This window comes from Vibrio sp. 10N.261.51.F12 (genome assembly GCF_041471725.1).
Lineage (GTDB): Bacteria > Pseudomonadota > Gammaproteobacteria > Enterobacterales > Vibrionaceae > Vibrio.
In genome coordinates this window covers 420165-424063 of sequence record NZ_JBFROV010000014.1, presented here as the reverse complement: position 1 = coordinate 424063, position 3899 = coordinate 420165, and the positions used below count along the sequence as shown (strand labels likewise).

At 42.6% G+C, this 3899-nt stretch carries 4 protein-coding genes; all 4 read left to right on the top strand.

All coding sequences use genetic code 11. From position 1 onward, the window contains the following. Positions 1 to 497: 497 nt before the first annotated feature. The 4 genes from AB4405_RS09190 (at position 498) to AB4405_RS09175 (ending at position 3773) form a co-directional block, all read left to right on the top strand. Positions 498 to 1268, top strand: coding sequence for an ABC transporter ATP-binding protein (locus tag AB4405_RS09190; protein WP_102471622.1), 771 nt, complete (start codon positions 498 to 500; stop codon positions 1266 to 1268). 190 nt (positions 1269 to 1458) lie between these two features. Beyond that, positions 1459 to 2229, top strand: a complete 771-nt coding sequence (locus AB4405_RS09185) for an ABC transporter substrate-binding protein (protein WP_198593104.1) — start codon at positions 1459 to 1461, stop codon at positions 2227 to 2229. Positions 2230 to 2352: 123 nt separating this feature from the next. Beyond that, positions 2353 to 3093 (top strand): ABC transporter permease, encoded by a 741-nt coding sequence (locus AB4405_RS09180; RefSeq protein ID WP_372060523.1) that lies wholly within the window; start codon positions 2353 to 2355, stop codon positions 3091 to 3093. A gap of 2 nt (positions 3094 to 3095) precedes the next feature. Further along, complete coding sequence (locus AB4405_RS09175; protein ID WP_372060522.1) at positions 3096 to 3773, top strand: ABC transporter permease; 678 nt, start codon at positions 3096 to 3098, stop codon at positions 3771 to 3773. Positions 3774 to 3899: the final 126 nt, after the last annotated feature.

Below are 3899 nucleotides of genomic sequence, written 5' to 3'. Positions count from 1 at the left end.
TGGTTAATGGTTAATGGTTAGCGAACGGATAATCGCTTTTAAATGAATAAAAAGCACGCTTAGCGTGCTTTTTTACGTTTGGTTACGTAATTGAGAAGACGGATTGCGTCTTGACCCAATCGGCTATTATCAACTCAGCCTCACATGTGATAAGTCCTGCTAATGAGTGATAAGTCAGGCTAATGATCTGGCGATTTGCTTATTCTATAGTTTTAAATTCTATCACTAGTGGTATTTATGTAACATTTGAGAAATATATACAAGGCGTTGAATTGCTGGTTGATTGTTGACTAGTTTTGCATCAAAGTGGTGGTAATATTCATAATTTCGAGTTTAAAGCACTTTAATGTGCATATTATCTCAGTTATAATCGCTGTATTAATCAGTATATTAGGTTAATAATTTGTTGCAAACACCACTTTGTAGTGCTAGCTTGTATCGAATATCAAAAGGTCGGAGTACCTTAGCAGTCCATAAAATACAGGGAGCACAAGCGCATGAATGATGTACCAGCGCTGGACATAAAAGAACTGCATAAGACATTTGGTCAAAATGAAGTTTTAAAGGGGATTTCCCTTACCGCTCATAAAGGCGATGTAGTATCAATTATTGGCTCATCGGGCTCTGGAAAAAGTACCTTCCTTCGTTGCATCAACCTCCTCGAAACTCCTACTTTAGGTGAAATTTGGGTCAATGGTGAATTGATTCAAATGAAAAACAATCGCTCCGGTGAGGCCGTTCCCGTTAATGAAAAGCAAGTTCAACGCATCCGTTCGCGTTTAGCTATGGTTTTTCAGGGTTTCAATCTTTGGTCTCACATGACCGTACTAGAGAATGTAATCGAAGCCCCTGTTCATGTGTTGGGCGTTCCGAAAGCACAAGCGATAGAAAATGCAGAATTGTTACTCAAAAAAGTCGGATTGTATGAGCGTAAAGATTATTACCCTGGCCATTTGTCTGGCGGTCAACAGCAACGAGCGGCAATTGCAAGAGCGCTTGCTGTCGAACCTGAAGTGATGCTATTTGATGAGCCAACGTCTGCTCTCGACCCTGAATTGGTTGGGGAGGTTTTGGGTGTAATGCGTGATTTAGCAGAAGAAGGGCGCACCATGTTGGTGGTGACTCATGAAATGGCGTTTGCCCGTGATGTATCGAATCACGTGATGTTTCTGCATCAAGGCTTGGTTGAAGAGCAGGGGGACCCTGCGCAGTTATTTACATCACCAGAATCAGAACGTTTGAAGCAATTCATTTCGTCTATTTACTAATTATCAAGCGGTTGGCAGTGCTGCTAATCGTTACCGATGCGCAAAACATTGGTACGCGTCTGATACTTGATACGCCAATAGATAAGACGACGCGTCATACAATAATGAATAAAAAGCAACACAACATAAAAGCAACACAACACTAAAATAACGTTAAGTTAAAAATAATGTAAATCACAGGAGTATGGAAATGAAAAAGTGGTTATTAGCAGCGGCAATTATTGCGACAGCAGCAACTGGAGTAGCACAAGCAAAGGAATGGAAAACAGTGCGCTTTGGTATTGAAGGTGCGTATCCTCCATTTAGTTGGACAGAAGCCGATGGCTCCCTAAAAGGTTTTGATGTTGATATGGCTAACGCTCTGTGTGAAGAGCTAAAAGCGAAATGTGTCATCGTTCCTCAAGATTGGGATGGCATTATTCCTTCCCTATTGGCGCGTAAATATGATGCGATTATCGCCGCGATGTCGATTACTGAAGAACGTAAAAAGAAAATTGATTTTACGGGTAAATACGCACTTATTCCGAACAAATTTATTGCGAAAAAAGACGCGGGTATTGATTTCGACAACCTTAATGGTGTGAAAATCGGTGTTCAGCGTGCAACGACCCATGATAAATACTTAACTGATAACTTCGGTGACAGTGTTGAAATCGTACGCTACGGTTCGTTTGATGAAGCTTACCTTGACCTTGGTAACGGTCGTATCGCGGCGGTATTGGGTGATGCCTCTGCTCTTGAAGATGGTGTACTGAAAAAAGAAGGTGGCGATGCCTATGAATTCGTTGGCCCTTCATTAACTGACCCTAAATGGTTTGGTGATGGTTTTGGTATTGCTGTCCGTAAACAAGACAAAGATCTAACTAAACAACTGGATGCGGCTATTTTGTCACTACGCGAGAAGGGTGTTTATCAAGAGATTGCTGCAAAATACTTTAATTATGACGTATACGGTAAGTAACCCGCTTATCTAACCGCTCATTGATAAGGCTTGAGTGTTATCTCAAGCCTTTTTACCAAAATACGAGTCAACGACCCGTATGGTAGAATTATCAATGCTTAAGTTTCGCAGTTGGAAGAAACTATGCTCGATTTACAAGGATATGAAGCCTCCATCCTCAAAGGGGCTGTGCTGACGATAGAAGTGGCCGTGTTGTCATTGATTCTCGCAATGCTTCTAGGCATGTTAGGCGCGCTGGCTAAACTTGCTCCCTATCGGTGGGCTCGTGCGATCGCCACATTATATACCACCATTATCCGTGGGATCCCCGATCTTGTTTTGATGATGTTGATATTCTTTGGTGGGCAAATATTACTCAATAATAGCTTGTATGCTGTTAATGAATGGTTGAATGAGTGGTTTACCTCGAGCAACCCGAACCATGAGTGGACCGCTTACCTACCGGATTATATTGACGTCTCTCCATTTATTGCTGGTGTGCTGACCATTGGTTTCATCTTTGGCGCGTATATGGCAGAAACTTTTCGTGGCGCCATTATGGCCGTCGACAAAGGCGAAATGGAAGCGGCCAAAGCCTATGGAATGAGTGGGCCTATGGCCTTTAGGCGCATCCTTTTGCCACAAATGATCCGACATGCTCTCCCTGGCTTCGGTAATAACTGGCTGGTATTACTCAAGACGACGGCATTGGTTTCGATTATTGGTTTGGAAGATATGGTACGGGTCAGCTCCCTTGCTGCTGGTTCAACCAAAATGCCCTTCACTTTTTATATGTCAGTCGCGATCATTTTCTTGTTTTTCACCGCGGTATCAACAGGTTTATTGAAGCTGGTTGAGCGCAAATTTAGCATTCACGTGAGGTAGATATGGACTTTTCTATTATTATCGATAGTTTTCCGGTTTATCTCGATGGACTGTGGACTACAGCATGGTTGGTGTCATTGTCGCTAGTCATTGGTCTTTGCGTCGCTATCCCCCTTGCCATCGCTCGAAATAGCAATAACTACTTTGCCATCGCGCCATCTTGGGCATTTATTTATTTTTTCCGTGGCACCCCGTTACTGGTGCAACTTTACTTAATTTATTACGGTATGGATCAGTTTTTTCCGGTAAAAGATACCCTTTGGGAAAACGCATGGTTCTGTGCACTTGTCGCGTTTGTTCTCAATACATCAGCGTATACGTCTGAAATTATTCGTGGCGCAATAAATGGCTTGCCAAAAGGAGAAGTCGAAGCGGCGAAAGCCTACGGTATGGGATACTGGAAAACGTACCGTCGTATTATCTTGCCGAGTGCATTGCGTCGTGCGCTTCCTGCTTACAGTAACGAAGTTATCTTTATGTTACATGGCTCAGCGGTCGCGGGTATTGTCACGATTATGGATTTAACGGGGGCGGCTCGCTTAGTCAATGCCCGTTATTACGCGCCATTTGAATCATTCCTAGCTGCTGGATTGTTCTATATGGCATTGACCTTTATTATCCTAGCGGTTTTTAAATTCGCAGAAAAACGATTCCTTGCATATCTCAGGCCTCTAAGTTGAAGAATGGTCGTCGTTGGATAAGTTCAAAAAATGGCCGCTATAAATATCAATTATTTGTAGCAAGCCGAACTCATATTAAAACGAAGTCGATACTGACGTTAAAAAAGCGCTGAACCTTTTAGGTTC

What these genes read in the sequence shown, in the direction of transcription:
- AB4405_RS09190 (WP_102471622.1), top strand. Translation starts at nt 498, where the DNA reads ATGAATGATGTACCAGCGCTGGACATAAAAGAACTGCATAAGACATTT.
- AB4405_RS09185 (WP_198593104.1), top strand. Translation starts at nt 1,459, where the DNA reads ATGAAAAAGTGGTTATTAGCAGCGGCAATTATTGCGACAGCAGCAACT.
- AB4405_RS09175 (WP_372060522.1), top strand. Translation starts at nt 3,096, where the DNA reads ATGGACTTTTCTATTATTATCGATAGTTTTCCGGTTTATCTCGATGGA.
- AB4405_RS09180 (WP_372060523.1), top strand. Translation starts at nt 2,353, where the DNA reads ATGCTCGATTTACAAGGATATGAAGCCTCCATCCTCAAAGGGGCTGTG.